Consider the following 26,020-nt stretch of genomic DNA (forward strand, 5'->3'; position numbering starts at 1 on the left):
ACGCAACATGGTTGGGCCGGGCGCCGCTCGCGGTCAAGAGGCGGCCGGGCAATGGGCCGCATGGCGAAATCGTCATCTGCCAACCCCTTGACGTATGTCTGCACATTCGCCAGGGTGTTCCACCACAAGCAATACGGTGCACGATGCGCAACGAAATTCGCTCGAAGGGCTCCACACGTGGCAGACCTGTATGTGGACGGAGAATGGCGCGCCGCGGTGGCCGGCGGTCACCGTGACATTCGCTGTCCCGCCGACGGCACGCTCGCCGCGACGGTGTCCGAGGGCACGCGTCCCGACACCGAGGCCGCGATCGCCGCCGCCCGCCGTGCGTTCGACGAAGGGCCCTGGCCGCGCACTCCCGAGCGGGAGCGCGGTGCCCTGTTGCTGCGCACCGCCGAGATCATCGAGCGCGACGCCAAGGAGTTCGCCCGCGCCGAGTCGCTGGACACCGGCAAGCGGCTGGTGGAGAGCGAGTACGACATCGCCGACGTCGTCTCCTGCTTCCGCTACTACGGCGGGATCGGCGGGACCGACGCCGGACGGGTCATCGACACCGGGCGCGACGACGCCGTAAGTCGCGTCGTGTACGAGCCCGTTGGGGTGTGCGGGCTGATCACCCCCTGGAACTACCCGCTGCTGCAAGCCAGTTGGAAGGTCGCTCCGGCGCTCCTCGCGGGCAACACGATCGTCCTCAAGCCCAGTGAGCTGACGCCCTCCACCTCCATCCTGCTGATGAAGGCGCTGGAGGAGGCGGGACTGCCGGCCGGGGCCGCCAATCTCGTGCTCGGTGCCGGACCCGCGGTGGGGGCGCCGCTCTCCGAGGACCCCGCCGTCGACATGGTCTCCTTCACCGGGGGCCTGGAGACCGGCAAACGCATCATGGCCACCGCCGCCGCCACCGTGAAGAAGGTGGCGCTGGAGCTGGGCGGCAAGAACCCCAACGTCATCTTCGCCGACGCCGACTTCGAGACGGCCGTGGACTTCGCGCTCACGGCCGTCTTCCTGCACTCCGGCCAAGTCTGCTCGGCCGGCGCCCGGTTGATCGTCGAGGACGCGCTGCACGACCGCTTCGTGGACGAAGTGGTGCGCCGCGCCCGGCAGATCAGGCTCGGCGGGCCATTCGACCCCGAGGCCGAGACCGGCGCGCTGATCTCCGCACAGCACCGCGAGAAGGTCGAGGCGTACGTCGCGGCCGGGATCGCCGAGGGTGCGGTGCTGCGGTGCGGTGGTGAGCGGCCGACCGAACCAGCCCTCGCCGACGGGCACTTCTACCCGCCGACCGTCCTCGACGGCTGCACGCAGGACATGCGGGTGGTGCACGAGGAGTCCTTCGGGCCCGTGCTGACCGTCGAGCGCTTCACCGACGAGGACGACGCCGTACGCATCGCCAACGACACCGAGTACGGCCTCGCCGGCGCCGTCTGGACCCAGGACGCCGGAAAGGCCCAGCGGGTCGCCCGGCGGCTGCGGCACGGCACGGTGTGGATCAACGACTACCACCCCTATGTGCCGCAAGCGGAATGGGGTGGCTTCGGACACTCGGGCGTGGGCCGGGAGTTGGGACCGACCGGCCTGGACGAGTACCGAGAGCCCAAGCACATCTGGCAGAACATCCAACCCCGGCCGCAGCACTGGTTCCGCGGCTGAACGCCGAAAAGAGGTCGATCGTGACCCCAGCACAGACCGAGGTGCCGCAGCGGCGCGGCACGCCCCAGGACTCGGGCCCCACCCCGGTCATCTCCGTGCGCAAGCTGTGGAAGGTGTTCGGGCCGAAGGCAGAACAGGTCCCCGATTCAGAGGAACTGTGCGGGCTCACCCGCCGCGAGCTGATGGACCGCACCGGATGCACCGCCGCCGTACGCGATGTGAACTTCGAGGTCTCGCCCGGCGAGGTCTTCGTCGTCATGGGCCTGTCGGGCTCCGGGAAGTCCACCCTGGTGCGATGTCTGACCCGGCTGATCGAACCCACCTCGGGGGAGATCGTCTTCGAGGGCGAGGACATCCGGGACGCGGACGCCAAGCGGCTGCGCGAGCTGCGGCGCCGTAAGTTCTCCATGGTCTTCCAGCACTTCGGGCTGCTGCCGCACCGCCGGGTCGTCGACAACGTGTCGTTCGGCCTGGAGATCCGCGGCATGAGCAAGGCCGAGCGCACCAAACGGGCCCTGGAAGTCGTCGAGTTGGTCGGCCTGTCGGGATACGAGAACTCCTATCCCGACCAGCTCTCCGGCGGTATGCAGCAACGCGTCGGTCTCGCCCGGGCGTTGGCCGGAGACCCGGACGTCCTCCTCTTCGACGAGCCGTTCTCCGCGCTCGACCCGCTGATCCGCCGTGACATGCAGAACGAGGTCATCCGGCTGCACCACGAGGTCGGCAAGACCATGGTGTTCATCACCCACGACCTGTCCGAGGCCCTCAAGTTGGGCGACCGCATCCTCATCATGCGCGACGGCAAGATGGTGCAGTGCGGCACGGGCGACGAGCTGGTCGGTGCTCCCGCCGACGACTACGTGCGGGAGTTCGTGAAGGACGTGCCGCGCGGGGACGTCCTCACCCTGCGCTGGATCATGCGTCCCGCCGTGGACGAAGACGCCCTGGACGGCCCCGAGTTGGGCCCGGACGTCGTGGTGCGGGAAGCCACCCGTGCCGTACTCGCGGCCGACAGGCCCGTCAAGGTCGTCGAGAACGGGAAACTGCTCGGCATCGTCGGCGACGAGGAGATCCTCGCGGTCGTCGCCGGGCGGGAAGGCGACGCGTGATGACCGTCGCCGTGGAGAAACCGGAACCCGCATCGCAAGTCGCGGACGCCGTACCGGACTTGAAGGGCCCGCGACGCAAGGTCACCCGGCCCATGATGGTGGGCGCCATCCTCGTCGTGTGGCTGGTGCTGTTCGCCGTGCTGCGCGGGAAGCAGACGCTGACGCTCGCGGCGGCCGATCTCACCGGACTGCACCGGTGGTTCAACGACCTCAACGACTCGGTCGGCGCCAACCGCAACTCCAACCCGCTCTTCCTCTACTTCTTCAACGAGATCCGCCTCGTCATCGACAACCTGGTGACCTTCGTCCAGGACCTGATCTCGCAGCCGAGCGGCGACCGGCCGGTGCCGCAGGTCGGCTGGCTCGGGGTCGTCGGCATCGCCGGCCTCGCGTCCTGGGCCGTCGGCAACTGGCGGGTCGCGCTCCTCGCCATGGCCGGCTTCGCCTTCTTCGGGCTCCAGGGGCTGTGGCAGGAGAGCATGGACACCCTGGCGCTCACCCTCTCCGCCGTGCTCGTGGCGCTGGTGTTCGCGATCCCGCTGGGGGTGTGGGCGGGGCTGTCCGACCGGTTCAACCGGATCATCACGCCCTTCCTCGACTTCATGCAGACGATGCCGACCTTCGTCTACCTGGCTCCCCTCACCCTGATCTTCCTCATCGGCCCGGCCTCCGCCGTGATCGCCACGGTGATCTACGCGGCCCCGCCCGCGATCCGCATCACCGCGCACGGCATCCGCAACGTCCCGGAGACGACCGTAGAAGCGGCCGACTCGATGGGCTCGACGCGGTGGCAGTCGCTGCTGAAAGTGCTGCTGCCGATGGCCAAGCGGACCGTGGTGATGGGCGTCAACCAGACCATCATGGCCGCCCTCGCGATGGTCACCATCGCGGCCCTGATCGACGCGCCCGGCCTCGGCAAGACCGTCATGCAGGCCCTCCAGTCGCTCGACGTCGGTACGGCCTTCAACGCGGGCCTGGCGATCGTGATCATGGCCATCGTCCTCGACCGGGTCACCACCGCGTCCAGCACGCGCGCGGAACAGGCCCGCAACTCGTCCGGCCGCTTCCTCAAGTGGCGCCGCCCGCTGCTCGGTTCGGGCGCGGTGGTCGCCGTGGTGCTGATCTATCTGTCGCACACCTACCTGTGGGCGGCGCAGTTCCCCGGCGACGGCACCACGGGCACGCATATCGCCAACGCGGCCGACAGCGTGACGACTTGGGCGCAGGACAATCTCTCCGGCATCACCAACGCCTTCCGGGACGCGATCACCAACGGTCTGCTCAACCCGTTCCAGTCGCTGCTCACCGACTCCCCGTGGTGGCTCGTCGGCGCGGCCCTGATCGGCATCGGCGTGGTCGTCGGCGGCTGGCGCTCCGGGATCACAACTGCCGTGTGTGTGGGGCTGCTTGTGGGCACCGGCGTGTGGTCGGACGCGATGACGACGCTGGCCTCGACCGTCGTGGCGACCGTGATCGTGATGCTGCTCGGCATCGCCTTCGGGGTGTGGATGGGGCGCAGCGCGATGGTGGACCGGCTGTTGCGGCCCACGCTGGACGCGGCGCAGGTCATGCCGCCGTTCGTCTATCTCGTGCCGTTCCTGGCGCTGTTCGGCGCGACGCGCTTCACCGCGATCGTCGCCGCCGTCGTGTACGCCGTACCGGTCGCCATCAAGATCACCGCCGACGGGGTGCGGGCCGTGCCCGAGACCACCGTCGAGGCGGCCACCGCGGCCGGCTGCAACACGTGGCAGATCATCACCAAGGTTCAACTCCCGATGGCACGCAGCGCCCTGACCCTCGCGACCAACCAGGGCCTGATCTATGTGCTGTCGATGGTTGTTGTGGGCGGCCTGGTGGGAGCCGGCGCCCTCGGCTACGACGTCGTGGCCGGATTCTCCCAGAGCGAGCTGTACGGCAAGGGGTTGGCGGCGGGGCTGGCCATCGTCCTGCTCGGAGTCATGTTCGACCGGATCACTCAGGCGGCCGCGCGCCGAACCAGCGCTTAAAAGGAGCACGACACCATGGCAAGACACTGGCGAACCGGCGCGGCCGGCCTGGCCGTCCTCGGCCTCACCCTCACCGCCTGCGGCGGGGCGAAGGTCGGCGACACGTCCTCGGGCTCGGGCAGCAGCTCGGGCAGCTCGGCGAAGTGCGGGACCTTCAACCTCGCGGTCAACCCGTGGGTGGGCTACGAGGCGGACGCGGCGGTCGTCGCGTACGTCGCGCAGCAAAAACTCGGCTGTACGGTCGAGAAGAAGGACCTGAAAGAGGAGATCGCCTGGCAGGGCTTCGGCACCGGCGAGGTCGACGCGGTCCTGGAGAACTGGGGCCACGACGACCTCAAGAAGAAGTACATCACCGGCCAGAAGACCGCCGTCGAGGCCGGCCAGACCGGCAACAAAGGCATCATCGGCTGGTACGTACCGCCGTGGCTCGCCAAGGCCCACCCCGACATCCTGAACTACAAGAACCTCAACAAGTACGCGTCCAAGTTCAAGACCTCCGAGTCGGGCGGCAAGGGCCAACTCCTCGACGGCGACCCGTCGTACGTCACCAACGACGCCGCGCTGGTGAAGAACCTGAAGCTGGACTTCAAGGTGGTGTACGCGGGCAGCGAGACCGCGCTCATCCAGGCCTTCCGCACCGCCGAGAAGAACAAGCAGTGGGTCATCGGCTACTTCTACGAGCCGCAGTGGTTCCTGTCCGAGGTGGCGCTCAAGAAGGTGTCGTTGCCCGCGTACACGACGGGCTGTGACGCGGTCGCCTCGAAGATCGCCTGTGACTATCCGGTCTACGACCTCGACAAGATCGTCAGCGCGAAGTTCGCCAAGTCGGGCAGCCCCGCCTACAACCTGGTGAAGAACTTCAACTGGACGAACGAGGACCAGAACACCGTCGCCAAGTACATAGCGCAGGACAAGCTGTCCGACGACGCGGCGGCGAAGAAGTGGGTCGACGCCAACCAGGCCAAGGTGGACGCCTGGCTCAAGTAGCCGTAGCGGGAACCCGGTTGACCATGCCCGGTGGGCGGTGCGCGCAGGTGCGTACCGCCCACCGGGCATCGCCGTTCTCCGGCCGGTGCTCAGGGGTGTCGTCCGACGTCACGGGACCCCTTGACACCCGCTCCTCGCGCCGGGCACATTGAGTTGCGCAACCTGAAGCATGTTGCGCAGACAGCAACCCGATTGCTCTCTAGCCGGAGGTGCGGCGATGGCGGGACCCCGAGTGGTCATCATCGGAGCGGGCGTCGTGGGGGCGGCGCTGGCGGACGAGATCTCCGCGCGAGGCTGGACCGAAGTGACCGTGGTCGACCAGGGCCCGCTGCCCGCCACCGGGGGCTCGTCCTCGCACGCCCCGGGACTGGTCTTCCAGACCAACTCCTCGAAGACCATGACCGAGTTGGCCCGCTACACGGTCGAGAAGTTCTGCTCCCTCGACGTCGACGGCAAGCCCTGCTTCCTCCAGGTCGGCGGCCTCGAGGTCGCCACCACCCCCGAGCGCGTCGCGGAACTCCACCGCCGCCACGGCTGGATCACCGCCTGGGGCATCGAGGCCCGTCTGCTCACCCCCGAGGAGTGCGTCGAGCACCACCCGCTCCTCAACCCCGACAAGGTCCTCGGCGGCCTCCTGGTCCCCACCGACGGCCTCGCGAAAGCCGTCCTCGCGGTGGAGGCCCAGATCCGCCGGGCCACGGACCGTGGCGTGACCTTCCTGGCCCGCCACGAGGTCCTGGACGTCCAGCAGTCCGAGGGCCGCGTCACCGGCGTGCTCACCGACCAGGGCGAGATCCCCGCCGACATCGTCGTGTGCTGCGCCGGCATCTGGGGCCCGAAGATCGCCCGCATGGTCGGCATGAACCTCCCGCTGACCCCGCTCGGCCACCAGCTCGCCTGGACCGGTCCAGTACCCGCCCTCGCCGGCCGGACCGAGGAGGCCGTCCGCCCGATCCTGCGCCACCAGGACGCCGACCTCTACTACCGCGACCGCTTCGACGCCATCGGCATCGGCTACTACGGCCACCGCCCGATGCCCATCTCGGCCGACGACATCCTCTCGGTCGGCGAGGCCGACGACATGCCGTCCGTCCTCAAGTTCACGGAGGACGACTTCGCGCCCGCCTGGACGGAGACCCAGTCCCTGCTCCCCGCGACGAAGGACGCGAAGGTGGAGGAGGGCATCAACGGCCTCTTCTCCTTCACCACCGACAACTTCCCCCTCCTCGGCGAGAGTTCGGACGTCAAGGGCTTCTGGGTCGCCGAGGCGGTCTGGGTCACGCACTCGGCGGGCGTCGGCCGCGCGATGGCCGAGTGGCTGGTCGACGGACACTGTTCGTCCTTCGACCTCCACGAGTGCGACGTCAACCGCTTCGAGCCGCACCAACTCGCCCCCGAATACGTCCTGGCCCGCGACTGCCAGAACTTCGTCGAGGTCTACGACATCCTCCACCCCCTCCAGCCGTCCGGGAAGCCGCGCCCGATCCGCACCAGCCCCTTCCACACCCGCCAGCAGGAACACGGCGCGGTCTTCCTGGAGGCGAACGGCTGGGAGCGCCCGCAGTGGTACGAGGCCAACTCGGGCCTGGTGGAAGGCCGTTCGATCCCGACCCCGAACGACTGGGCGGCGCAGTACTGGTCGCCCATCGTCGGCGCCGAGGCACAGGCCACCCGCGAGACCGTCGCGATGTACGACATGACGGCCCTCAAGCGCCTCGAAGTGACCGGCCCCGGCGCCGCCGACTTTCTGGAGGGCCTGGTCACCGGCAAGGTCGCCAAGTCGGTCGGCTCGGTGACGTACACGCTCCTGCTGGACGAGGACGGCGGCATCCGCAGCGACATCACCGTCGCCCGCCTGGCCCGCGACCGCTTCCAGGTCGGCGCCAACGGCAACCTCGACCTCGACTGGTTCACCCGCCACCTGCCCGCCGATGGAACGGTCCAGGTCCGCGACATCACCCCCGGCACCTGCTGCATCGGCCTGTGGGGCCCACTGGCCCGCAAGGTCCTCCAGCCCCTGACGGACGAGGACTTCACGAACGACGGCCTCAAGTACTTCCGCGCCAAGCGGGCCTACATTGGAACGGTCCCGGTCACCGCCATGCGCCTCTCCTACGTCGGCGAACTCGGCTGGGAGCTGTACACCACCGCCGACCAGGGCCAGAAACTCTGGGACACCCTGTGGCAGGCGGCCAAGCCCCTCGGCGGTGTCATCGCCGGACGCGGCGCCTTCAACAGCCTCCGCCTGGAGAAGGGTTACCGCTCCTTCGGCACCGACATGACCTACGAGCACGACCCCTACGAGGCCGGCGTCGGCTTCGCCGTCAAGCTAGACAAGGGCGACTTCGTCGGCAAGGCGGCCCTGGAACGCCGAAAGGCCGACGTACAAAGGCAGTTGACCTGCCTCACCATCGACGACCCCCATTCGGTCGTCATGGGCAAGGAGCCGGTCTACGACGGCGAGCGCGCCGTCGGCTACGTCACCAGCGCCGCCTACGGCTACACGATCGGCAAGGGCATCGCCTATGCCTGGCTGCCGGCCGAACTCGCCACCCCGGGAACGACCTTGCACATCGGCTACTTCGACGAGCGCGTCGAGGCGGTCGTGGCGCAGGAGCCGTTGTTCGACCCGACGATGTCCCGCCTCCGAGGCTAGCCGGAAGGACGCGAACTCCGAATGAACGCGCTGAACACCCCGTTGGCGGAACTGGACCCCGAGGTCCACGCCGCGCTCCGCGCCGAACTGCACCGCCAGCAGTCCACGTTGGAGATGATCGCCTCCGAGAACTTCGCACCCTCCGCCGTACTGGAGGCGCAGGGCTCGGTCCTCACCAACAAGTACGCGGAGGGCTACCCCGGCCGCCGTTACTACGGCGGCTGCGAACACGTCGACGTCACCGAGCGGTTGGCCATCGAGCGCGTCAAGTCGCTCTTCGGCGCGGGCTACGCGAATGTCCAGCCGCACTCGGGAGCCCAGGCCAACACGGCGGTCTTCTTCGCGCTGTTGAAGCCCGGCGACACGATCCTCGGCCTCGACCTCGCACACGGCGGCCACCTCACCCACGGCATGCGCCTCAACTACAGCGGCAAGATGCTGAACGTGGTGCCGTACCACGTCTCCGAGACCGACAACCTGGTCGACATGGACGAGGTGGAGCGCCTCGCCAAGGAGCACGGTCCCAAGATGATCATCGCGGGCTGGTCGGCGTATCCACGGCAGTTGGACTTCGCGGCCTTCCGGCGGATCGCCGACGAGGTGGGCGCGCTGCTGATGGTCGACATGGCGCACTTCGCGGGGCTGGTGGCAGCAGGGCTGCACCCCAACCCCGTCCCACACGCACACGTGACCACGACCACGACGCACAAGACGCTGGGCGGCCCGCGCGGCGGAGTCGTCCTCACCAACGAGGCCGACCTCGCCAAGAAGATCAACTCGGCGGTGTTCCCCGGCATGCAGGGCGGCCCGCTGGAGCACGTCATCGCCGCGAAGGCGGTGTCGTTCAAGGTCGCGGCCTCACCCGAGTTCGCCGAACGCCAGGCCCGCACACTCGCCGGCTCCCGCATCCTCGCCGAACGCCTCACCCGCGCCGACGTGGCCGCCACCGGGGCCAAGGTCCTCACCGGCGGCACGGACGTCCACCTGGTCGTGGTCGACCTGCGCGACTCCGAGTTGGACGGCAGACAGGCGGAAGACCTCCTCCACGGGATCGGCATCACCGTCAACCGCAACGCCGTGCCCTTCGACCCGCGCCCGCCCATGGTCACGTCGGGACTGCGCATCGGCACCCCCGCACTGGCCACGCGAGGCTTCACCGAGGAGGACTTCGCCGAAGTCTCCGACGTGATCGCGCGAGCCCTCCAACCGGCCCCCGACATAAGCGACTTGCGCGCCCGCACCGAGGCGCTGGCGGCGAAGCACCCGCTCTACCCGCACCTGTCAGCCGTAGCAGAAGAGGCTGTTCCAGAGGAAGCCGGAGACGCCCGATGAGCCCCCGTACGCCCGGCGCCGACCTCCCCGAACACCCCGACTGGCTCTGGCGCACCCCCGAGCCGAAACGCTCGTACGACGTGATCGTGGTCGGCGGCGGAGGCCACGGCCTGGCCACCGCGCACTACTTGGCGAAGAACCACGGCATCACGAACGTCGCGGTGCTGGAGAAGGGCTGGCTCGCGGGCGGCAACATGGCCCGCAACACCACGATCATCCGCTCCAACTACCTCTGGGACGAGAGCGCGGGCATCTACGAGCACGCGCTGAAGCTCTGGGAGGGACTGGAGGAGGAACTCGACTACCCGATCCTCTTCTCCCAGCGCGGAGTGCTCAACCTCGCCCACAGCCTCCAGGACGTCCGCGACAGCGTGCGCCGAGTCGAGGCGAACCGCCTCAACGGTGTGGACGCGGAGTGGCTCGACGAACGGCAGGTCAAGGAGGTCTGCCCGATCGTCAACATCTCGCCGGACGTGCGCTATCCGGTGATGGGGGCCACCTATCAACCACGCGCGGGCATCGCCAAACACGACCACGTCGCCTGGGGCCTGGCCCGCTCGGCGGACGCCGCAGGTATCGACATCATCCAGAACTGCGAAGTCACCGGCCTGGACATCGTCGGCGGCAGGGTGGTCGGCGTACAGACGACACTCGGCCCGATAGCGGCGGGCAAGGTGGCACTCTGCTCGGCCGGCCACACCTCCGTCCTCGCGGCCATGGCGGGCATCCAACTCCCGCTCCAGAGCCACCCGTTGCAGGCACTGGTGTCGGAGCTGCTGGAACCGGTCCACCCCACGGTCGTCATGTCCAACGCGGTCCACGTGTACGTAAGCCAGGCGCACAAGGGCGAGTTGGTGATGGGCGCGGGCATCGACTCGTACAACTCCTACACCCAGCGCGGCGCGTTCCACATCATCGAGGAGCAGATGGCGGCGGCCCTGGAACTCTTCCCGGTCTTCGCCCGCGCGCACGTCCTGCGCACCTGGGGCGGCATCGTCGACGTCACCCCCGACGCCTCACCGATAGTCGGCCTCACTCCGGTCAACAACCTCTACCTGAACTGCGGTTGGGGAACCGGAGGCTTCAAGGCCACTCCGGGCGTCGGCTGGGTCTACGCCCACACCATCGCCCACGACACGCCTCACCACCTCAACGCCCCCTTCTCGCTCGACCGTTTCACCACCGGCGCGCTCGTCGACGAGCACGGCGCCGCCGCGGTGGCCCACTAGGGAGCCCAACCATGCTGCTGATCCCCTGCCCCTGGTGCGGGCCCCGCGACGAAGCCGAGTTCCACTACGGCGGCCAGGCCCACGTGGCCTACCCGGAGGCCCCGTCCGACCTGACCGACGAGGAGTGGGCCCGCTACCTCTTCTTCCGCGCCAACCCCAAGGGCCCGTTCGCGGAACGCTGGAGCCACGCGGCGGGCTGCCGCCGCTGGTTCAACGCGGTACGGGACACGGCGACGAACGAGATCCTGAGTGTGTACCGGGCGGGGGAGCCGCGACCGGAGGCCAGTGATTTCGGGACTGCGGCTGGGCGTCAGGCGCCTTCGCAGCCAGGTCAGGCATCCTCAGCCGGTCCGGCAACTTCGCAGCCAGGCACGTCACTTCCAGCAGGTCCGGCGCCGACTTTTCAGCAAGGGTCCGCACCCTCAGCCCGTCCGGCGTTTGAGGACGAGGCCCTTTCGGGGCCGACGGGGGTCCAGGGGGCGGAGCCCCCTGGGAGCGGGGTCGAAGGGGCAGAGCCCCTGGAGGACGGGACGGGTAGGGGCGGCGGGGGCGCCGCATCCATCAGCGGCTCTGCCGCGGGCCATCCGTTCCGCCACCCCACCCACGGCCGAATCCACCGAGACACCCCCCTCACCTTCACCTTCGACGGCACCGAATACACGGGCTACAAAGGCGACACACTCGCCTCCGCCCTCCTCGCCAACGGCATCATCCAAACCGGCACCAGCATCAAACTCGGCCGCCCCCGAGGCATCTTCACGGCCGGAGTCGAAGAACCCAACGCGGTCATCCAGATAGAGGCCCCGTTCCCCGAGCCGATGCTCCCCGCGACCACGGTCGAGCTCTACGACGGCCTGGTGGCGACCAGCCTCCCCGGCCAGGGCCGCCTCGCCACCATCCCCGACCCCGCCCGCTACGACGCGGTCCACGCCCACTGCGACCTCCTGATCGTGGGCGCGGGCCCGGCCGGCCTCGCAGCCGCCGCGGCGGCAGCCCGCAGCGGAGCCCGAGTCATCCTCGCCGACGACCGCCCCGAACTGGGCGGCAGCCTCCTCGACACGGCCCAACTCCTCGACTGGGTGACGGAGTTGAGCGAGGAACTCGGCACCGCCCCCGACGTACGCGTACTGCCCCGTACCACCGTCTTCGGCCACTACGACGACAACCACCTCCTCGCCGTGGAACGCCGCACCAACCACCTCGGCGCAGCGGCCCCCACCCGCGTCTCCCGCGAACGCGTCTGGCGCATCCGAGCCCGCCGAGTCGTCCTCGCAACGGGCGCGCACGAACGCTCACTTGCCTTCGCGGACAACGACCGCCCCGGAGTGATGCTCGCCGCCTCGGCCCGCGCCTACGTCAACCGCTACGGTGTCCTGCCCGGCCGGCAGGCCGTGGTCCTCACCACCAACGACAGTGCGTACGCGGCCGCGTTGGACCTCGCGGCAGCCGGAATCCGCATCGCGGCGATCGTGGACACCCGCCCGTCCGCCCCCGAGGAGTGGGCACGCCGAGCCCGCGAGGCCGGCATCGAGGTGCTGACCGGACACGCGGTGGCCGGTACCGAGGGCGCCCCGCGACTCACCGCCGTGACGGTCGCCCCGTACGGCGAGACCACGGGCACGACACGGCACTTCGCGACCGACCTCCTCCTGGTCTCCGGCGGCTGGAACCCGGTCGCCCACCTCTACAGCCAGGCAGGCGGCAAACTGCGCTACGACGACACCCTCGGTTCCTTCGTCCCCGACACCTGCCGCCAGGCGGTCGAGGTCGCGGGCAGCGCGAACGGGGCGTCGGACCTGACCGAAGCCCTCGCGCAGGGCGCGTCCGCGGGCGCCCGCGCGATCGAGGCCGAGGGCTACACCGCCGAGGCACCGAACCTGCCCCAGGCGCCCACCGAACCCGACGCCACCCCCGCCATGCAGGTCTTCCTGGTCCCGTCCGCCACCGACGCCCCCCGCTTCGTGGACCTCCAACGCGACGTCACCGCGGCCGACTTGACCCGGGCCACATCCGCCGGCCTCACCTCCGTCGAGCACACCAAGCGGTACACGACGGCCGGTACGGCCAACGACCAGGGCAAGACCTCGGGCGTCCTGGCCAGTGGCGTGGTCGCCGAACTCCTCGGCGTGGACGTGTCGTTGCTCGGCACGACGACATTCCGACCGCCCTACACGCCCGTCTCCTTCGCCACCCTCGCCGGCCGCGACCGGGGCGCGCTGCACGACCCGATCCGTACGACCGCGCTGCACGACTGGCACGTCATGCAGGGCGCCCTGTTCGAGAACGTCGGCCAGTGGAAGCGCCCTTGGTACTACCCGCAGGGCGGCGAGGACATGGAGGCCGCGGTCCTGCGCGAGTGCGCGGCGGCCCGCGAGGGTGTCGCCTTCATGGACGGCTCCACCCTCGGCAAGATCGACGTACAGGGCCCGGACGCGCCTGTCTTCCTCGACCGGCTCTACACCAACATGATGAGCAACCTGAAGGTCGGCATGATCCGTTACGGCGTCATGTGCCGCCCGGACGGCATGGTCCTCGACGACGGCACCGCCATCCGCCTCGCGCCGGACCGCTACCTGGTCACCACGACCACGGGCAACGCGGCCGCCGTACTGGACTGGATGGAGGAGTGGCACCAGACCGAGTGGCCCGAACTCCGCGTCCACTGCGCCTCGGTGACCGAGCAGTGGGCCACCGTCGCCCTGGTCGGCCCCCGCTCCCGCGAGGTGCTCGGCTCGCTCGCGCCCCAACTGGCCGTCGGCAACGACGACTTCCCGTTCATGGCCTGGCGGGACACCACCGTCGCCGGCATCGAGGCCAGGGTGTGCCGGATCAGCTTCTCCGGTGAACTCGCCTACGAGATCAACGTGTCGCCGTGGGAGGCCCTCGCCCTGTGGGAGGCGCTGTACGAGGCCGGTGCCCCCTTCGGCATCACCCCGTACGGCACCGAGACCATGCACGTCCTGCGAGCCGAGAAGGGCTACCCGATCATCGGCCAGGACACCGACGGCACTGTAACTCCGCAGGATCTCGGCATGAGTTGGGCGGTGTCGAAGAAGAAACCCGACTTCATCGGCAAGCGCTCCTACGCCCGCGCCGACGCCGTCCGCCCCGACCGCAAACACCTCGTCGGCCTGCTCCCCGACGACCCGGGCGCGTTCCTCCCCGAGGGCACCCAACTGATCGCCGACAGCGTGCTCCCGCCGCCACCCGTCCCGATGCTCGGCCATGTCACCTCCAGCTACCGCAGCGCCGCCCTCGGCCGCACCTTCGCCCTCGCCCTGATCAAGGGCGGCCGCGACCGCATCGGCGAACGCCTCTACGCCCCCGTGGGCGACGAGTTGATCCCGGTCACCGTCGCGAGCCCCGTCCTCTACGACCCCGAGGGAGCCCGCCGCGATGGCTGACACCGCCCTTTCCGTCCCGCGCCGCAGCCCCCTCGCGGGCGCCGCCGACCGGCTCGCGGCCACGACCCGTTCCTCCGGCGGCGCGGTCCGGCTGGCCGAACTCCCCTTCCTGGCCCAGGTGATCGTCCGGCTCGACGCGAAGGGCGCGGCGGCGGACGCCGTAGGACTCGCGCTCGGTCTGTCCCTGCCCCTTGAGCCCAACACGGCGGTGCGGGCAGGGGAGTTGACCGTGCTGTGGCTCGGTCCGGACGAGTGGCTGGTGGTCGGACCGCCGGATTCCCAGCGAGACCTGGAGCACCGGATCCGGGCCGCGAGCGGCGACGAGCACGTGGCCGTCACCGATGTCTCGGCCCAGCGCACCACCCTCCTGGTCTCCGGCGCCCGCGCCCGCGACCTGCTGGCCCACGGCTGCCCGCTGGACCTGCACCCGCGCGCCTTCGGCGCCGGACGCTGCGCCCAGACCACCCTGGCCCGCGCCCAGGTCGTCCTGGTCGCGCGGGACGAAGTCGGCGCCGGATTCTGGGTGTTGGTCCGTTCCTCCTTCGCCGGATATCTGACGGACTGGCTGCTGGACGCGGCGGCGGAATACGCCCAGGACGTCTGAACCGGCGTGACGCCGAAGGCCGTTCGCCCGGTGACGGGTGAACGGCCTTCGGCATGTGCGGGACGGTCCGCGTGGCGTCAGAGCGCCTGGCCGACCACCACCTCGTCGAGGTGCTTGGTCTTGGGGATCAGGAGAACGAGTGCCGCGCCCACGGTGACGCATCCGACGACCAGCCAGAGGCCGTTCGTGAAACCGGCGTCAAGGTAGAACTGGGTGCCCTTGAGGACGGCCCCGTGCTGCGCCATCACGACGAAGGCCACCTGGGAGACGATGATCTGCGCGACGCCCATTCCGAGGGTCTGGACGCCGTTGGCAAGCGCCTGTTCCTCGGGGGTCACCGCCTCGATGATCATGATGGGCACACTTGCCATGACGATGCCCGTGCCCAGCCCGGCGAACACACCCATTCCGATGATCTGCGGGGCGGTGTGGTGCAGGTGGGTGCCGAGACCGTAGCCGAAGATCGCGAGCAGGGCACCGACGCCCAGCAGGATCCGCGAGTCCATCCGGCGGGCGAGCGCGCCGGTACCGACGGCCCCCACGATGATCATGGCGCTGATCGGGCTGGTGACGATGGCGTTGTGGGTCCCGGACCAGCCCAGGCCGTCGGAGATGGTGGGGATCTTCGGCATCAGGATCAGTAGCTGGATCACCACGCCGACGGCGCTGAGCGCGCCCGCCGCGACGGATGTGGCCAGAAGCACGGTCCACACCGGACGACGCCGGGTCATGGCCGACGGGAACAGCGGTTCGGCGACCCGGCGCTCGACGAGCACGAAGACGATCAACGTGACCGCCGACGCGACGACCCAGGTGATGAACTTGCCGCTGCTCCAGCCCCAGTTCGACCCCTCGCCGACGGCGTAGACGAGCGCGGTGATCCCGCCGCCGAGGAGGATTCCGCCGGCCCAGTCCATTCGGCCGGCCGCCGCGCGGATCGGGCTCTCCGGCACGAAGGCGGCCACCAGGACGAAGCTCAGCGCGGTGCTGATGGCCATGAACCACAGCACGCCGCGGAAGCCGTAGTCGTCCAGGAGCCAGCCGGACAGGAAAGGCCCGCCGAAGGCGACGAGGCCGATGCCGCCGGCGAGGATTCCGCTGGCGAGACCCACCCAACGGCGGGGGAACACGTCGCGGGTGATCGCGTAGGCGAGCGGGGCGGTGGCTGCGTAGATGCCCGCGACGCCGCGCCCGATCAGCAGAGTGCGGTAGTCGGTGGCGACGGCGGCGACCAGGTCGCCGACGAAGCCGAGCCCGGTGGCGGCGAGCAGGACGCGCTTCTTGCCGAAGATCGCCGCGGCCTTGACGGCGAAAGGCAGGAAGAAGGTCCCGGTCAGCAGGGTCATCAGGGTGAACCAGGCGATATTCGTGGTCCGGAAGTGGATCGCGACATCGGCCTGCGCGATACCGGACAACGCTGCGACGAGCGCGACCAGTTGGACGGTCCACACAAGCGCCACGATGACGAGGACGTTGCGGGTGGTGGAGAGAGATCTCTCCTCGGTCTCCGGGAGCGGGGTTTGTGTCTGGGACATCAGCGGCCTTCCGTGGGTGAGCGGAGGTGCAGAGGGCGGCTCTGGATCGGACTGCGTCTGGGGCATACGGCGCGAGAGCGGCTCGTGCCGGTCGCGACGGCCCGGGCGGCGGGCATGCGTGCCTCCCTTTCGCAGCTCCGGTGCGGCTGGCGATAAAATAGACCTAACGGTCGGTACAAACAATGGGTCGCGCAGAAAAAAGGACGGGAAGAGGGCGGGGGGATCTCGCCCGGATCTGGTACTGATCGCGCGTCTCCGCGGCCGGCGCGGGTTCGAAACCGGTGTGCGTCGAGGTCGTCGCGTCGGTTCCGGTTCCGGGCGGAAGGGTGGCCAGAAGTCTCAACGAAATCGTCGACAATATAGGCGACGGTATTGCGCGCAGATTGCCGGAGAGCTACGTTCCTCGCCGTGCCTCCACCGCGGAGTCGGCCTGGGCCCTCGCGCGCCCACCCGTTTCCACTCCTGGCACAGCACCCCGGCACGAACCCCGGTCCGGCGATCGAACGGAGTACTCGGCATGCTCAAGCTGTTCAGAAGGTGTCGGTGGAATTCGGCCACCTTCCTCGCCACCCTCGCGGCAGCCGTGGCGCTGGTGACCGGTGCGGGCGTGGCGCTGGCCAACAGCACGACCGGCAGTGCGCAGGCCGCCGACTCGGCCTCGGCGAACGCCGTTTCGGCGGGCACCACGGCCTCGGGCATCGCACCGGCCATGTCCTGCTCCGGCGTCGCCCAACTCGACCTGGCCGCCGCCGTACCCGGCGTGCCCTTCGAGATCAGCTCGGCCACCGAACTCGCCGCGAGCGCCAACACCCTTGGCAACTGGGCCGCTTGTGACGTCAAGGGTGTCATCGCCCCGCAAATCCACTTCGAGATCAAGCTGCCCGAGACCGGCTGGCAGGCCAACTACCTCCAGGTCGGCTGCGGCGGCCTGTGCGGCAACGTCAACGTGACCAGCGCCCCCGCCTCGGCCGGCTGCGTCCCGCTGACCACCGGCGCCTTCGCGGTCGCCTCCAGCGACGAGGGCCACTACCAGGGCGGCGGCCTCTTCTCCACCGACCCGACCCTGCGCGCCGACTTCGGCTACAAGTCCGACCACGAACTGGTCCGGGCGGCCAAGGCGATCATCAAGCAGTACTACGGCCAGGCAGCCACCCACTCCTACTTCGACGGCTGCTCCCAGGGCGGTCACCAGGCCCTCACCGAGGCCCAGCGCTACCCGACCGACTTCGACGGCATCATCGCCGGCGCCCCGGCCAACAACTTCACCGCGCTGAACACCTTCTCGCACGCCTGGACCGCCCAGTCCGTGTACCTGAACGGCGGCCCGGCGACGATCACCAACGCCGACCTCGCCGACCTCCACGAGGCCGTCCTCAAGGGCTGCGGCGCCCCGGCCGACGGCATCATCGCCGACCCGCTGAGCTGCACCTGGGACCCCGGCACCATCCAGTGCGCGGCAGGCCAGACCTCGACGTCCGACGCGTACTGCCTCACCGCCGACCAGGTCACCACCCTGCGCCGCATCTACGCCGGACCGACCGACGAACACGGCCGACTCCTTTACCCGGGCTACCAGTTGCGGGGCTCCGAGCTGAACTGGGCCGGCATCATCACGCCGGCCACGGCCACCGCCAACTCCGGTGACATCAGCTTCGTCCGGGAGACCCTGCGCTACCAGATCTTCGACAGCCCGCAGCCGACCCTGACGTACAAGGACATCAAGTTCACGGCCGCCTACTACAAGAAGGTCATGAGCCTGGGCGAGGGCATGTACGACGCCACCGACCCCGACCTCACCGCGTTCAAGAAGGCCGGCGGCAAGCTGATCCTCTGGCACGGTCTCGGCGACCAGCACATTCCCGCCGTAGGAACGATGGCCTACTACAAGGCAGTCGAGAAGGCCGTGGGCGGCGAGACGGCCACCAAGACCTTCGCCCGCCTCTTCCTGCTCCCCGGCGTCGCGCACTGCGGCGGCGGCCAGGGCCCGGACACCTTCGACGCGCTGACCGCGATCACCGACTGGGTCACCGAGGGCGACGCCCCGGCCGGCCTGACGACGAGGTCGGTCGACAGCAGCGGGAACACCACCGCCTCCCGCCCGGTCTACCCCTTCCCGTACTACGCCAAGAACACCACGGGCGGTCCGGCCGGCGACGCGAGCAGCTACACCCCCGTCAAGTCCACCGCCGAAGCCGACCTCAAGCTCAACTGGCTCGGCTCCTTCCGCTCCGGCTACGAGACCGTCGGCAACTGGGTGGGCGGCAAGTGGGTCGTCAGCAAGGGCAAGAACTGACGTACGGCGAAGACCGAACGAGATACCGCGGCCCCCGCTTCCGAGGCGGGGGCCGCGGCGGTGTCCGCGTGGCAGAGAGTCTCCGACGTCGGCCAGAGACTGTCCGGCGATCACTCGGAACGAAGTCGGGCGGGCTGGATTAGGGTGCGCACATGCGAGGTTTCGGCAGTGATACGGCGTTCGTCGGCGGTGCGGCGGACGGATGCGGGCAGTGGTGACGGGCGGTTCGCGGCGGGTGACGCTGAACGATGTCGCCGCCGCGAGCGGGGTGTCGCGGGCCACCGTGAGCTTCGTCCTGAACGACGACCCGAACCAGACGATCTCGCCGGCGACCCGCGAGCGGGTGAAGGGCGCGGCGCGCGATCTCGGCTATGTCCCGCACGGCATCGCGCGGGCCCTGCGCGAGGGCTCCTCGCGGATCGTCGTACTGAATATCGACTGGGGTCTGGAAGGCAACTACTCGCGCAGTTACGTCCGTGGCCTGGACGACGAACTCGCCGCGCACGACCATGTGTTGTTCGTGCGGCACGGCCACTCGGCGCCGCAGTCGACGCAGCAGATCCTGGACACCATCGCGCCCCGTGCCGTACTCCGGTTCGCCGAGGCCTACTTGAGCGGCCACGAGCCCGACGAGGAGGACTGGAAGAGCGGCTTCGCCGCCCATGCCGCCCTGCAGATCAGCTATTTGGCGGACCGCGGCCACACCCGTATGGCGATGGCCCTGCCCGGCGACGACACGCCCCTGACCGAACTGCGCCTGCGCTTCGCCCGCGCGACCACGGACCGGCTCGGACTGCCCCCGCTGACCCCGTTCGTCGTGCCCCGGCCGCGGGACGCCGGAACCGCGGCCGTCAGGACGTTTCTCGCCGCGCACCACAAGGTGACGGCGGTCGCCGCCTTCGACGACGACATCGCCCTGCGCACCCTGACCGCCCTGCTCGACCTGGGGCTGAGCGTCCCCTCCGACGTGGCCGTCATCGGCTACGACGACACCGAGTACGGCGCCCTGGTCACGCCCGCGCTCACCACCGTCCACATCGACGCCGAGGCCCACGGCCGGCTCGCCGCGCGCGTCGCGCTCGGCCTCGACAGGGGCGGGATCGCCACGGCGCCGGGGCACGTGATCGAGCGCGGATCGGCCTGACGGATGCACGGGGTGGGGGCGGAGCGGTCGCGCCCGGCCGGCGAAGGCGACCGGGACGGCATCCATACGTTTCGGATCGTGCCGGGTGTCGTGTCCGTGCGGTCGGTCCAACTCTCCGGCACCATCGAGTCGTTGTGCACCCCCGTCACCCTGGAGCCGTCATGTCCCGATCGGAAGCCCGCGTCCTCACCGACCGACCCCAGCGCTACGCCAAGCAACTCGCCTCCCACCTGGGCCGCCGCAGCGAGACCAGTTGGGACGAGGAGACCGGGGTGGGGCGTCTCGTCTTCCAGGACGGCACAGGATCGCTGACCGCCGCCGAGGGGGCGTTGCTGCTCGCGGTGGAGGCGGAGCCCGAGTTCCTCGATCGGCTGGAAGACGTGGTGGGCCGGCATCTGGTCCGCTTCGGCACCAAGGACGAACTGGTCGTCGAGTGGCGGCGCGACAACGGGGAGCCCGGCACCAGCCAGCGCAGCCCGGGCGACTCTGCCTGAGCCACGGTGGCCGTCCCGGTCAGGACACGCAGCCCACGTGCGCCAGCGCCTGCTTGAGCAACACCCCGTGCCCGCCCGGCATTTCGCTCCGCAGCGCCTCCGAGGCGGCCTCCTCCGGGCTGAACCAGACCAGGTCGAGGGCGTCTTGGCGGGGGCGGCAGTCGCCGGTGACCGGTACGACGTAGGCGAGGGACACCGCGTGCTGCCGGGGGTCGTGGTACGGGGTGACCCCGTGCGTCGGGAAGTACTCGGCGACGGTGAACGGCTGCAGCGAGGCCGGGATCCGGGGCAGCGCGACCGGGCCGAGGTCCTTCTCCAGATGGCGCAGCAGGGCGTCGCGGACCCGCTCGTGGTGCAGCACGCGGCCGGAGACGAGCGTGCGGTTCACGGTGCCGTCGGGGCCGATGCGCAGCAGCAGGCCGATGCTGGTCACTTCGCCGCTGTCGTCGACGCGGACGGGGACCGCCTCGACGTAGAGGATCGGCATGCGGGCGCGTGCCTGTTCGAGGTCGTCGGCGGACAGCCAACCGGGCGTGGTATCGGTCATGTCAGACATTGCTTGATCATACTTTCAGTGTCCGTCGGATAGCCGGTAGACCCGGCGGGCATTGTCGGCCCCCGCCCAGCGTGCCAGGCGCAGCGCGTCGGGCAGGCCCAGTTCGTCGGCGTCCACCCGCTCCTGGAGCAGATCCCCCAGACCGCGACGGAACGCCAGCGCCCCGAGATAGTAGAACTCCGCCAGACCATAGGCGTCGGAGCTGTACAGCAGTTTGCGGAACGGTGTGATCTCCAGCGCTTCCGCCAGCACCGCCCGCGCCCGGACCGGTCCAACATGGTGCAGGGTGAGCCCCACATCGAGGTACACCTGTTCGAAGACGGCCGTCAGGTATCCGGCCTGACGCTGATACGGCCAGCAGTGCAGGAGCAGGACCGGGATCGTGCCGGTGGTCAGATGCAGCCAGTCCGTCAGCAGGGCGGGGTCCGTGCGGTGCAGGCGGATGTCGTTGTCGCCGAAGCCCGTGTGGAGTTGGAGGGGGAGGCCCAGGTCGACCGCGGTCCACAGCAACTCCCGCACCAGGACCGGATCTTCGAGCCGCCCGCCCCGGGCCAGCCACGCGTGGGCCGCCGTGGTCACCTCCGCCGCCGAAGGCCTGGCCGGGTCGAGATCAAAGCCCGTCCGGTACGCGGCCACCGACTTCACCGCCACCACCCCCGGCCGCCGCACCGCGTCGAGGGCGGCGACCCGAAAAGCGTCGGCATACCCGTCCGGCTCCACGCCCCGCGCCGCCACGGACTCCGCCACGGCTTCGAGTCGTACGACCTCATGGGCCACGGCGCCCGCCGCCTCCGCGAGTTCGGCGGGTGAGGTGATGGCGTGCGGCGCGAATCCGGTGTCGACGCAGAAGACGCCGGTGCCCGCGGCGGCCAGGAAGCGCCGGTTCGCCTCGTGCGGCCCCAACTCGGCACGCCGGGCGAGGTATTCGTCTGCGGGCGCGTGGCGCTCCAGGTCCAGAATCGGTGCGCAGTATCGGCGTACGGCGATCCCGACCGGACTGTCGAACGGGGAGATCCCGCTGCCGGGCCAGAGGTCCCCCTCGGTGAGCAGCGACTCGAAGGCGGTCCGGTCCAGGTCCTCGGTGACGACTCCATGGCAGTGGTGATCCACCAACTCCAGCGCGGCGAGCGCCTCGTGGACCGGTCCAGTGACCATCGTCAGTACTTCCAGCGGTACAGGGCGGCCACTTGCTCGTCGTCCAGCTCCGCAACGGCCGCGATCTCGCCCTGTCGTACGGCGATCACCGCGTCGGCGAGGACCGGTCCAAGCGCGGCCCGCAGGTGCTCGTCCTTGCGGAACTCCGTGACGGACTCGGCGAGGGAAGCCGGCAGTCGTCGTACCCCACGGGCCGTTGCCTCCGTCGTGCCGAGGTGTGCGGGGTCGCCGGTGGTCTCCTCGGGCAGGTCGGCGGAGGAGGTCAGGCCGTCGAGGCCGGCGGCGATCAGGCAGCCGAGGGCGAGATAGGGGTTGGCGGCCAGGTCGACCGGCTTCACCTCCAGGTTCGCCGCCTGGGCGCGCTGCCCCGCCGTACCGGTGACCACGCGCACCGCGGCCTCGCGGGTCTCGCGGCCCCAGGCGGTGAACACCCCCGCCCACTGGGAGGGTTGGAGGCGGAAGTAGCTGGCCGGGCTCGGCGCGGTCACGGCGGTGAGGGCCGGGAGGCGGGCGAGGACACCGGCCGCGAACGACTCGGCGTCGGCCGTCATGCCGTAACGCCGGTCGCCCCCGGTGTGCAGGTTCGCGCCGTCGCGCCAGGCGGAGAGGTGGATGTGCCCGCCGTTGCCGACGCCCCGCGCGAGGACGGCCGGCGTGAACGAGGCGCGCAGGCCGTGCCGTTGGGAGACCGCGCGCACGGTCTGCCGTACCAGGACACTGCGGTCGGCCGCCGCGACCGGATCGAGCGCGGCCACCGAGAGCTCGAACTGCCCGGCCGCGTACTCGGGATGGAACTGGTCGACGTCCACGCCCTGCGTCGCGAGGGCCGAGAGCAACTCGGCCCCGTAGTCGCTCAGTTCGACCTGTCGGATCGCGCTGTACGCCGGACCCGACGTGGCGGGGACGAACGCGTCGTCGGGTGCCGTGGCCAGGCCGAGCGTCCACTCGATCTCGATGCCCGCCCGGAAGGTGAGCCCGTGGAGCCGCCGCGCGTCGACGACCGTACGGCGCAGGAAGGTTCGGCTGCACCCGGGGTGGCGCTCGCCCTCCTGGGTGATGCGGTCGACCGGGGCCCAGGCCCAGCCGGGCTGTGCGGACAGGATGGCCAGGTGGTCGAGGTCGGGGTAGAGGCGCAGATCGCCGTCCGGGGAGCCGAGGACGTCGGTGGTGACGATGGAGTCGTTCGCCAGGAAGGTGTCGAACACCGGGGACATGCCGACACCCCAGGCCGCCGCCGAGGCGAGCTTCGCGGTCGGGACCGTCTTCACCCGGCCCACGCCCGCGGTGTCGACGTAGGCCAGGACGATCCCGTGCACCCCCCGCCCGGTCAGCTCCGCGGCCAGCGCGGTGGCGCGTTCGACCTCGCCGGGGCGGCCGCCGGGCAGGGGGTCGGCAAGGGTGGTCATACGTCCTCCACGGTCGGTGTCTCCGTGTCAGGGTTTCACGGCCACCGCTCCGAACTGCGGTACCACGGCCGGGGAATCGGCGTCCGGACGCCACTGGGAGCACGGCACCAGCCCGGGTTCGAGGAGGTCGAGGCCCTCGAAGAAGGCGGCGACGTCGGCGCGGCTGCGGGCGGTGATCGGGGGAGTGGCGTTCTCGTTCCAGAACGTCATCGCCGGGACGTTGCCCTCGCCGCCGAGGTCGGCGTCGAAGGTGGGGTGGGTGAGGACCAGGAAACTCCCGGAGGGGACCGAGGCCATGACGCTGCGCACGACCTCCCGGGCCGCCTCGGTGTCGAGGATGAAGTTCAGGATGCCCAGCATCATGACCGCGATGGGCCGGTCGAAGTCCAGTGTGTCGGCGGCCCGTCGGACGATCGACGCCGGGTCGTGCACATCCGCGTCGATGTAGTCGGTGACGCCCTCGGGCGTGCTCGTCAGCAGGGTGCGGGCGTGGATCAGGACGAGGGGGTCGTTGTCGACGTACACGATGCGCGCGTCCGGTGCGACGCGCTGCGCGATCTCGTGGGTGTTGTCGACCGTCGGCAGCCCGGTCCCGATGTCGAGGAACTGCCGTACCCCGCGCTCGGTCGCGAGGAAGCGGACCGCGCGGCCGAGGAAGTCCCGGTCGGCGCGCGCCACTTCACGGATCACCGGGAACATTCCGGCGACGTGCTCGCCGACCCGCTGGTCGATCTCGTAGTTGTCCTTGCCGCCGATCCAGTAGTTCCACACGCGCGCGTTGTGCGCCACACCGGTGTTGAGCCGGGTCGGTCCCTCTGCCGGGGTGTCGCTGTCACTCACGTTGTGGCTCCTTGTCGCCCGCGTTGCCGTCCCCGCCATTGTGCCGCGAGGTGATCACCTGGCCCAAGTGTCCGCGACGATCAGGTTACTTGTTCTTCGGGGACGGTGAACCGTCAGTCCACGTCGCCGGGTTGGGCGGCCGGTGTGCGTCCGGCCAGCACGTCCTTCAGGCGCGCGGTGCCCTGCCGCACGGCGGTCTCGGTCGTGTCGGCCTCCGTGCCGTCGAGGCCGCCGGACGTCACGGTGATCGCGTCGGTGCCGACCCGGACCACGGCCAACTCCACGGTGAGCGTGGTGGGTTCGCTGCCGCTCGTGCCCGTGACGGTGACCTGGAGACCCTGGCGGGCGTCGCCCACGGAGGGCACCGGGCTCTCGATGACCTGGACCGTCCGACGGCCGCCCTTGGAGTCGGTCGCGGTGAACTGGTCGCACTTCACCGGCAGCGTCTTCAGCCAGTTCAGGGAGGCGCCGAGCCGGGCCCGGTCGTAGGCGGCGACCTGGTACAGCAGCCTTGAGTTGCTCTCCTCGAACCCGGTCAGCGCGGACGCGCCGGACGGCTTGCCGAGGAGATCGTCGTCGTAGAGCGCGTCGAGCAGTTTCTGGCAGTCGGCGGCGTTGGTCTTGGCGGTGAGGAAGTCGGCGACGTCGACCTTGCCGACGATCAGTTGGTCGCCCCAGGTGGCGGCGTCCTTGACCTGCGTCCAGTTGTCTTCGAGGTCCGCCTCGGTGATCAGCGCGGTCTTGGCCCCGGCCGGGGTGAGGACGGGGGCGGCGGACTTCTCGGCACGGGGCGAGGCGGCCCTGTCCGTTCGCGGCGAGGCGATTCTGGGCTCGGCGGCGAGCGGCGAGGCGGCGACCTCCGAGGCGCTGTCGCCGTCCGTACCGTCACCGCCGCCGGAGCAGGCCGCGCAGGTCAGCAGCGTGCCCGCCGCCAGGGCCGAGGCGAGGGCACGGACGGCGCGGGAGGACGGGCGACGGTGCATGACGGGGCCTCCAGGAGGAGTGGGTGGTCCCCTCAGCGCACCATCGGCCCGCCCGGCCCTCCAGCGCAGGGGGCCGTTCGGGTGAGTCACGGTGGGTAGGGCGCGCTTCCGCTCGGGCGGCCGGTACGTCAGCGGGTCTCGTCCTCCGGCGGCCCGGAATGCCGGTGTGGCAGATGCAGACGGTGCTCGTGGTGCTCGTGCGGCGGCCGGGGTTCGTGTTCCGCGCGGCGCGCCCGTGCCGCGAGCCCGGCCTCCAGCACATGCACCGTGCGCCCGCCGCACTTGGTGCAGATCGCGTCGGCGAGGGGTGACCTGAGGGCCTTCCCCTCCTCGTCGACGTACTCCTGCGTGGTCAGGCCGAAGGCGTCGGTCGGATCGGTGAAGAACATCACCTGGAAGGTGGCCTCCCAGCAGTGGCCGCAGTCACCACAGGTGAACGCGAAGGTCTCCGGCACGGCTCGGGGTTCCGCGGTCATGGCAGGGACCTCCGTCGAGTGGGGCGGCCGGTCGGGCGACCGGTACTGCCCCCAGCGCACAACGCCGCAGGTCGTACGGCAACTCGAACGCCCCGCCCGGCATGCCCGCGCTCGCGCCAGCCCCGACACTGGCCACAGGCCCCGCCACCGTGACGCGAAGGGAG

General features: G+C 70.1%; 19 protein-coding genes. 12 read left to right on the forward strand and 7 right to left on the reverse strand.

The window, feature by feature from the left end:
- Positions 1-177: 177 nt before the first annotated feature.
- The 9 genes from OG223_RS44990 (at position 178) to OG223_RS45030 (ending at position 14,974) form a co-directional block, all read left to right on the forward strand.
- On the forward strand, positions 178-1,647 hold the full coding sequence (locus OG223_RS44990; protein ID WP_329262212.1) for an aldehyde dehydrogenase family protein: 1,470 nt from the start codon (positions 178-180) through the stop codon (positions 1,645-1,647).
- Positions 1,648-1,667: 20 nt separating this feature from the next.
- Entirely contained in the window at positions 1,668-2,756 is a 1,089-nt protein-coding gene (locus OG223_RS44995; RefSeq protein ID WP_329262214.1) for a quaternary amine ABC transporter ATP-binding protein, read from the forward strand.
- Positions 2,756-4,762, forward strand: a complete 2,007-nt coding sequence (locus tag OG223_RS45000) for an ABC transporter permease (RefSeq protein ID WP_329262216.1) — start codon at positions 2,756-2,758, stop codon at positions 4,760-4,762. Before OG223_RS44995 ends, OG223_RS45000 begins: the two co-directional genes overlap by 1 nt.
- Positions 4,763-4,777: 15 nt before the next feature.
- Entirely contained in the window at positions 4,778-5,749 is a 972-nt protein-coding gene (locus tag OG223_RS45005; RefSeq protein ID WP_329262219.1) for an ABC transporter substrate-binding protein, read from the forward strand.
- A 217-nt stretch (positions 5,750-5,966) separates the two neighbouring features.
- Positions 5,967-8,405, forward strand: a complete 2,439-nt coding sequence (locus OG223_RS45010; protein ID WP_329262222.1) for a GcvT family protein — start codon at positions 5,967-5,969, stop codon at positions 8,403-8,405.
- A gap of 21 nt (positions 8,406-8,426) precedes the next feature.
- Positions 8,427-9,737: a serine hydroxymethyltransferase gene (gene glyA / locus OG223_RS45015; protein ID WP_329262224.1), complete on the forward strand. Its 1,311-nt coding sequence runs from the start codon at positions 8,427-8,429 to the stop codon at positions 9,735-9,737.
- Positions 9,734-10,966, forward strand: coding sequence for a sarcosine oxidase subunit beta family protein (locus OG223_RS45020; RefSeq protein WP_329262227.1), 1,233 nt, complete (start codon positions 9,734-9,736; stop codon positions 10,964-10,966). The genes glyA and OG223_RS45020 overlap by 4 nt, the downstream gene beginning before the upstream one ends.
- 11 nt (positions 10,967-10,977) lie before the next feature.
- Positions 10,978-14,370 (forward strand): sarcosine oxidase subunit delta family protein, encoded by a 3,393-nt coding sequence (locus OG223_RS45025; protein ID WP_329262230.1) that lies wholly within the window; start codon positions 10,978-10,980, stop codon positions 14,368-14,370.
- A complete protein-coding gene (locus OG223_RS45030; RefSeq protein WP_329262233.1) occupies positions 14,363-14,974 on the forward strand; it encodes a sarcosine oxidase subunit gamma in 612 nt (203 codons plus the stop codon). Before OG223_RS45025 ends, OG223_RS45030 begins: the two co-directional genes overlap by 8 nt.
- A 77-nt stretch (positions 14,975-15,051) precedes the next feature.
- Here OG223_RS45030 and OG223_RS45035 read toward each other — a convergent pair whose 3' ends face one another.
- Positions 15,052-16,509, reverse strand: a complete 1,458-nt coding sequence (locus OG223_RS45035; protein WP_329262236.1) for an MFS transporter — start codon at positions 16,507-16,509, stop codon at positions 15,052-15,054.
- 517 nt (positions 16,510-17,026) lie between these two features.
- On the opposite strand from OG223_RS45035, the gene OG223_RS45040 reads away from it, so the two are divergent.
- The 3 genes from OG223_RS45040 (at position 17,027) to OG223_RS45050 (ending at position 20,440) form a co-directional block, all read left to right on the forward strand.
- A complete protein-coding gene (locus tag OG223_RS45040; protein ID WP_329262239.1) occupies positions 17,027-18,802 on the forward strand; it encodes a tannase/feruloyl esterase family alpha/beta hydrolase in 1,776 nt (591 codons plus the stop codon).
- A gap of 235 nt (positions 18,803-19,037) precedes the next feature.
- Positions 19,038-19,946 (forward strand): LacI family DNA-binding transcriptional regulator, encoded by a 909-nt coding sequence (locus tag OG223_RS45045; protein ID WP_329262243.1) that lies wholly within the window; start codon positions 19,038-19,040, stop codon positions 19,944-19,946.
- 161 nt (positions 19,947-20,107) lie between these two features.
- Positions 20,108-20,440, forward strand: a complete 333-nt coding sequence (locus OG223_RS45050; RefSeq protein WP_329262246.1) for a DUF2218 domain-containing protein — start codon at positions 20,108-20,110, stop codon at positions 20,438-20,440.
- Between the two features lie 19 nt (positions 20,441-20,459).
- On the opposite strand, the gene OG223_RS45055 is transcribed toward OG223_RS45050, so the two are convergent.
- From OG223_RS45055 to OG223_RS45080, 6 genes are all read right to left on the reverse strand, one after another.
- A complete protein-coding gene (locus OG223_RS45055; protein ID WP_200711346.1) occupies positions 20,460-20,996 on the reverse strand; it encodes an NUDIX hydrolase family protein in 537 nt (178 codons plus the stop codon).
- 15 nt (positions 20,997-21,011) lie between these two features.
- A complete protein-coding gene (locus OG223_RS45060; RefSeq protein WP_329262252.1) occupies positions 21,012-22,151 on the reverse strand; it encodes an amidohydrolase family protein in 1,140 nt (379 codons plus the stop codon).
- A 2-nt stretch (positions 22,152-22,153) separates the two neighbouring features.
- Positions 22,154-23,557: a glutamine synthetase family protein gene (locus OG223_RS45065; protein ID WP_329262255.1), complete on the reverse strand. Its 1,404-nt coding sequence runs from the start codon at positions 23,555-23,557 to the stop codon at positions 22,154-22,156.
- Positions 23,558-23,584: 27 nt separating this feature from the next.
- Entirely contained in the window at positions 23,585-24,397 is an 813-nt protein-coding gene (locus OG223_RS45070; RefSeq protein WP_329262257.1) for an SAM-dependent methyltransferase, read from the reverse strand.
- 113 nt (positions 24,398-24,510) lie between these two features.
- A complete protein-coding gene (locus OG223_RS45075) occupies positions 24,511-25,380 on the reverse strand; it encodes a hypothetical protein (RefSeq protein WP_329262260.1) in 870 nt (289 codons plus the stop codon).
- A gap of 128 nt (positions 25,381-25,508) precedes the next feature.
- A complete protein-coding gene (locus OG223_RS45080; RefSeq protein ID WP_329262263.1) occupies positions 25,509-25,856 on the reverse strand; it encodes a hypothetical protein in 348 nt (115 codons plus the stop codon).
- Between the last annotated feature and the right edge of the window lie 164 nt (positions 25,857-26,020).

It is taken from the genome of Streptomyces sp. NBC_01478, from assembly GCF_036227225.1.
Lineage (GTDB): Bacteria > Actinomycetota > Actinomycetes > Streptomycetales > Streptomycetaceae > Streptomyces.

Excerpts from the sequence above, each read along its gene's own strand:
- OG223_RS45000 (WP_329262216.1), top strand. The coding sequence starts at position 2,756 with ATGACCGTCGCCGTGGAGAAACCGGAACCCGCATCGCAAGTCGCGGAC.
- OG223_RS45005 (WP_329262219.1), top strand. The coding sequence starts at position 4,778 with ATGGCAAGACACTGGCGAACCGGCGCGGCCGGCCTGGCCGTCCTCGGC.
- OG223_RS45010 (WP_329262222.1), top strand. The coding sequence starts at position 5,967 with ATGGCGGGACCCCGAGTGGTCATCATCGGAGCGGGCGTCGTGGGGGCG.
- glyA (WP_329262224.1), top strand. The coding sequence starts at position 8,427 with ATGAACGCGCTGAACACCCCGTTGGCGGAACTGGACCCCGAGGTCCAC.
- OG223_RS45020 (WP_329262227.1), top strand. The coding sequence starts at position 9,734 with ATGAGCCCCCGTACGCCCGGCGCCGACCTCCCCGAACACCCCGACTGG.
- OG223_RS45025 (WP_329262230.1), top strand. The coding sequence starts at position 10,978 with ATGCTGCTGATCCCCTGCCCCTGGTGCGGGCCCCGCGACGAAGCCGAG.
- OG223_RS45030 (WP_329262233.1), top strand. The coding sequence starts at position 14,363 with ATGGCTGACACCGCCCTTTCCGTCCCGCGCCGCAGCCCCCTCGCGGGC.
- OG223_RS45035 (WP_329262236.1), bottom strand. The coding sequence starts at position 16,509 with ATGTCCCAGACACAAACCCCGCTCCCGGAGACCGAGGAGAGATCTCTC.
- OG223_RS45040 (WP_329262239.1), top strand. The coding sequence starts at position 17,027 with ATGCTCAAGCTGTTCAGAAGGTGTCGGTGGAATTCGGCCACCTTCCTC.
- OG223_RS45050 (WP_329262246.1), top strand. The coding sequence starts at position 20,108 with ATGTCCCGATCGGAAGCCCGCGTCCTCACCGACCGACCCCAGCGCTAC.
- OG223_RS45055 (WP_200711346.1), bottom strand. The coding sequence starts at position 20,996 with ATGTCTGACATGACCGATACCACGCCCGGTTGGCTGTCCGCCGACGAC.
- OG223_RS45060 (WP_329262252.1), bottom strand. The coding sequence starts at position 22,151 with ATGGTCACTGGACCGGTCCACGAGGCGCTCGCCGCGCTGGAGTTGGTG.
- OG223_RS45065 (WP_329262255.1), bottom strand. The coding sequence starts at position 23,557 with ATGACCACCCTTGCCGACCCCCTGCCCGGCGGCCGCCCCGGCGAGGTC.
- OG223_RS45075 (WP_329262260.1), bottom strand. The coding sequence starts at position 25,380 with ATGCACCGTCGCCCGTCCTCCCGCGCCGTCCGTGCCCTCGCCTCGGCC.
- OG223_RS45080 (WP_329262263.1), bottom strand. The coding sequence starts at position 25,856 with ATGACCGCGGAACCCCGAGCCGTGCCGGAGACCTTCGCGTTCACCTGT.